1 protein-coding gene is annotated in these 5,387 nt (G+C 75.2%); it reads right to left on the reverse strand.

Annotated elements, in window-relative coordinates; all coding sequences use genetic code 11:
- Positions 1–12: 12 nt before the first annotated feature.
- Positions 13–5,376, reverse strand: a complete 5,364-nt coding sequence (locus ACOTKD_RS11925; protein WP_424888868.1) for a type I polyketide synthase — start codon at positions 5,374–5,376, stop codon at positions 13–15.
- Between the last annotated feature and the right edge of the window lie 11 nt (positions 5,377–5,387).

Genomic DNA, 5,387 nt, shown 5'->3' on the forward strand with positions numbered 1-5,387 from the left:
TGGAGGCCGGGCTCAGCGAGCGCTGTGACGGCCGAGCTCGTTGTCGATGAAGGCGAAGATCTCGTCCGTGCTGGCGGCTTCGATCCGTTCGGCGACCTGGGCGCCGGTGGCCTCCGCATCGGCTCCTCGCCACTTCTCCAGCATCTGGAGCAGGCGGCCGGAAACCGCCGACCTGGTACGGGCGTCAAGCTCGCCGGCGGCGAGCGCGGAGTCGAGCCGTGCGAGGTCCGCGAGGAGCGCGGAGCCCGCGTCGGCCACGGCCTCGTCCACGAGCCGGGGGACGAGGTGGCCGGCGAGGGCGGTGGGGCTGGGGTGGTCGAACACGAGGGTCGCGGGCAGGCGCAGGCCCGTCGCGGCGGTGAGCCGGTTGCGGAGCTCGACCGCGGTCAGCGAGTCGAAGCCCAGGTCACGGAACTCCCGCCGCGCGTCCACGGCGTCGGGCGACCCGTGGCCGAGGACGGCCGCCGCCTCGGTCCGTACGAGATCGGTCACCAGGCGCGTGCGCTCCTCCGGCCGGGCCTCCCGCAGCCGGTGGCCGAGCGTCGCGGCGGCCTCGGCACCGCCCGTGGCGCCCGCCGCGGTGCGCCGGGCTCCCTTCAACAGGCCGCGCAGCAGCGGCGGCACCTCGCCGGGGACGCGCGTGCCCGTGGCGACCGGGCCGACCGGGACGAGGTACGTCTCGCCCGACGCGGTGGCCGCGTCGAACAGTGCCAGGCCCTGCCCGGCCGACAGCGGAGGCACCCCGGACGCGGCGATGCGCCGCATGTCCGCCTCGGACAGGGTGCCCGTCATGCCGCTGCCCTGCGCCCACGCGCCCCAGGCCAGGGACTGCGCGGGCAGGCCGCGCGCCGCGCGGTGGCGGGCCAGCGCGTCGAGGAAGACGTTGCCGGCGGCGTAGTTGCCCTGGCCGGCGCTGCCCAGGACGCCCGAGACCGAGGAGTACATGACGAAGGCGGCGAGGTCCCTGTCCCGCGTGAGCTCGTGCAGGTGCCAGGCCGCGTCCGCCTTCGGGCGCAGCACGTCCGACAGGCGGTCCGCGGACAGCGAGGTGACCACGCCGTCGTCCAGGACGCCCGCCGTGTGGACGACGGCGGTCAGCGGACGGTCCAGGGACGCGAGCAGCCGCGCGAGCGCGTCGCGGTCGGCCACGTCGCACGCGACGACGGCCACGCCGGCGCCGAGGGCGGTCAGTTCCTCGCGCAGTGCGGCCGCGCCCGGGGCGGCCTCGCCCCGGCGGCTCACCAGCGTCAGGTGCTTCACGCCGCGCCCGGCCGCGAGATGCCGGGCCAGTACGCCGCCCAGGCCGCCCGTACCGCCCGTGATCAGCACCGTGCCGTCCGGGTCCCACGTGGGCGCGGAGGATGCCGTAGCGCCTTCCGCCGCCGGCCGGACCAGCCGGCCGACGTGCACGGCGCCTCCGCGTACGACGAACCGGTCGTCGCCCGCAGCGAGCAGGTCCGGCAGGGCCGGAAGCACGGCCGGGACGTCCCCCGCCTCGGCATCCACCAGGACGAACCGGCCCGGGTGCTCCGACTGCGCCGACCCGACCAGGCCCCACACCGCGGCGCCGGCGAGGTCGTCGCCGGACGTCGCGCCGCAGGTCGCGAACACCAGCCGTGACGCGGCGAACCGCTCCTCCGCGAGCCACTCCTGCACCAGCCTCAGGGCCTGCGCGGTGCGTTCGTGCACGGAGGCGGGGACGTCGTCCCCCGTACCCGGGACCGGGACCACGACCAGGTCCGGAACGTCCGCCGACGGCACCGCCGGCAGGCCCTCCGGGCCGAGCGTCACGCTCCGCACCGCGCCGGAGGCCCGTACGTCCGGTGCCTGCACCCATTCCAGCCGCAGCAGCGAACCCTCCTGCGCGGCCTGCCGTACGGTCTTCCGGGCTCCCATGACCAGTGTCTCGGCCGACAGGACCGGCGCGCCTTCGGCGTCCACCACGGCGACGGAGTACGCGTCCTCGCCGGCCTTGACGATCCGTATCCGCACCGCCGAAGCGCCACTCGCGTGGAGCGACACCCCGGCCCAGGACGCCGGCGCGAGGGCCCGGTCGTACCCGGCGGCCCGGGTCGCCGCCTCCAGGAGCGCCGGGTGCAGGCCGAAGGCCGCGGCGTCGTCCGCCCGCTCCGGGAGCGCGGCTTCGACGAAGGTCTCGTCACCCCGGCGCCAGAGCGCGCGTACGGTCCGGAACGCCGGGCCGTGCTCGTCGTTCCCGGCGAAGTCCTCCGGGTCCACGGCCACGGCACCGCCGGGCGGCCACACCGAGGCGTCGGACTCCGCCGCCGGGGCCGGGGAGTCCAGCAGCACGCCGCTCGCGTGCTGCGTCCACGCCTGGTCCACGGCGCCCGCGGCCCGTGCGTGGAAGCGCACCGGGCGCGCGCCGTCCGCGTCGGGGGCACCGACCCGCACCTGGAGGATCGTGTCCTCGGCCAGGACGAGGGGTTCGGCGAAGACGAGTTCCCCGATCCGGTCGCAGCCGACGTGGTCGCCCGCGCGGACGGCCAGGTCGAGGAATCCGGCGGCGGGGAAGACGGGCACGCCGTCCATGACGTGGTCCAGCAGCCAGGGGTGCGTCCGCGGTGACAGCCGGCCCGTGAACAGCGTCTCGCCGGAGTCCGCCAGCGGCACCGCCGCGCCCAGCAGGGGATGCCCGGCGGGCATCAGGCCCGCGGCGGACACGTCGCCCGCCGGGACGGCCGGCTTCGGCCAGTAGCGCTCGTGCTGGAAGGGGTAGGTGGGCAGGTCGGTGCGGCGGGCACCGGTACCGGCGAAGATGCCTGTCCAGTCCACGCCGACGCCTGCCACGTGCAGCCGCGCGAGGGCGGTCAGGAGAGCCTGTTCCTCGGGGCGGTCCTTCCGCAGGGCGGGGACCACGACCGGTGTGCCGTCCAGGGTGTGCTGGGCCATGGCCGCGAGGACGCCGTCCGGGCCGAGCTCCAGGAAGACGGAGGCGCCTTCTTCGGCGAGGGCCCGCACGCCGTCGGCGAAGCGCACCGTCTCCCGGACGTGCCGGACCCAGTACTCCGCCGAGCAGATCAGCTCCTCGGCCGCGAGGCCTCCGGTCACGTTCGAGACCACAGGGAAGCCCGGCGTCCGGTACGACAGCCCCTCGGCGACCTGCCGGAAGTCGTCCAGCATCGGCTCCATCAGCGGCGAGTGGAAGGCGTGGCTCACCGACAGGCGCTGCGTCTTGCGGCCCTCGGCAGCGAACGCCTCCGCGATGCGCAGGACCTCGGCTTCGTCCCCGGCGATGACCGCCGACTCCGGGCCGTTGACCGCCGCGATGGACACACCGTCCACCAGCCGCGCGGCCACGTCGGCCTCCGCTGCCTGGACAGCGACCATTGCGCCACCCGCCGGCAGCGCCTGCATCAGCCGCGCACGCGCCGCCACCAGCGTGCAGGCGTCCTCCAACGAGAACACACCCGCCACATGCGCCGCCGCAACCTCACCGATCGAATGCCCGGCCACGAAATCCGGACGGACACCCCAGGACTCCACCAGCCGGAACAACGCCACCTCGACCGCGAACAACGCCGGCTGCGCGTACCCGGTCGTGTCCAGGCCCTCCGCCGCGCCGGACATGACGTCCCGTAGCGCGCCGTCGAAATGCGCCAGCACCGCGTCCAGTGCCTCGGCGAACACCGGGAACCGCGCGGCCAGCTCCCGGCCCATCCCCGCGCGCTGCGAACCCTGGCCCGAGAACAGCACCGCGACCCTGCGGCCCGTCTCCGCGCGGCCCCGGGCCGGTTCGGACAGTTCGCCTTCGGGCCCCTGCGCGAGCAGCACCGCCCGGTGCTCGAAGGCCGAGCGGCCCGAGACGAGCGAGAACCCCACGTCCACCGGTGACGTCACGCCCCGCAGCGCCGAGATCCGTTCGATCTGCGCCGCCAGCGCCGACTCGGACCTGGCCGATACCGGCCATGGCACCATGTCGAGTGACGGATGCGTCACCGGATCCCCTGCCGCCTCCGTGTGCTCCGCCGGTTCCGCCTGCTCCACGATCACGTGCGCGTTCGTGCCGCTGATCCCGAACGACGAGACACCCGCCCGCCACGGCCGGTCGCTCCCCGGCCACTCCCGGGCCTCCGTCAGCAGTTCGACCGCTCCGGAGGCCCAGTCCACGTGCGATGACGGCGCGTCCACGTGCAGGGTCTGCGGCAGCACCCCGTGTCGCATCGCCATGACGGTCTTGATGATTCCGGCCACGCCGGCCGCCGCCTGTGTGTGGCCGAGGTTGGACTTCACCGAGCCCAGCAGCAACGGCCGCCCGGGGTCGCGTCCCTGGCCGTACGTGGCCAGCAGCGCCTGCGCCTCGATCGGGTCGCCGAGCGGCGTTCCCGTGCCGTGCGCTTCCACCGCGTCGACGTCCGCCGCCGCCAGCCCGGCGCTCGCCAGGGCCTGCCGGATCACGCGCTGCTGCGACGGTCCGCTGGGCGCGGTGAAGCCGTTGGAGGCGCCGTCCTGGTTGACGGCCGAGCCCCGGACGACGGCGAGGACGGGGTGCCCGTTGCGGCGGGCGTCGCTCAGCCGCTCGACGAGGAGGACGCCCACGCCCTCGGACCACCCGGTGCCGTCGGCCGCGTCCGCGAACGCCTTGCAGCGGCCGTCGGCCGCCAGCCCGCCCTGCCGGCTGAACTCCATCAGGGAACCGGGGGACGACATGACGTTGACCCCGCCGACCAGGGCCAGCGTGCACTCGCCGGCCCTGAGGGCCTGGATGGCCGTGTGCAGGGCCACGAGGGAGGAGGAGCACGCCGTGTCGACGGTCACCGCCGGGCCTTCCAGGCCCAGCGTGTACGAGAGCCGGCCGGACGTGGCGCTCGCGGCGATGCCGGTGCCGATGTCGCCGGTGGCGTCGGCCAGGGAGCGGACGAGCAGGTAGGCGTAGTCCTGGCCGTTCGTGCCGACGTACACGCCGGTGCGGCTGCCGCGCAGGGACACCGGGTCGATGCCGGCCCGCTCGATCGCCTCCCAGGAGGTCTCCAGGAGCAGCCGCTGCTGCGGGTCCATGGTGACGGCCTCGCGCGGCGAGATCCCGAAGAAGCCGGCGTCGAAGTCCCCCGCGGCGTCGAGGAAGCCGCCTTCCTGGCTGACGGCGTTGCCGCGCCGGTCGACGCCGGCGTCCCGCAGGGCGTCGAGGTCCCAGCCGCGGTCCGCGGGGAACGCGCCGATCGCGTCCTTTCCGGCGGCCAGGAGCTCCCACAGGTCTTCGGGCGAGTGGACGCCGCCGGGGTAGCGGCAGCTCATCGCGACGATCGCGACCGGCTCCCTGGCCGCGGCGACGAGCTTGTGGTTCTGCCGGCGCAGGTGCTCGGCCTCCTTCAGCGAGGCGCGAAGGGCCGCGACGACGTTTTCGCTGGATGTGGTCATGGTCCGCTCTC

Origin of the sequence: Streptomyces sp. XH2, from assembly GCF_049725035.1 — a bacterium.
Classification (GTDB): domain Bacteria; phylum Actinomycetota; class Actinomycetes; order Streptomycetales; family Streptomycetaceae; genus Streptomyces; species Streptomyces roseoverticillatus.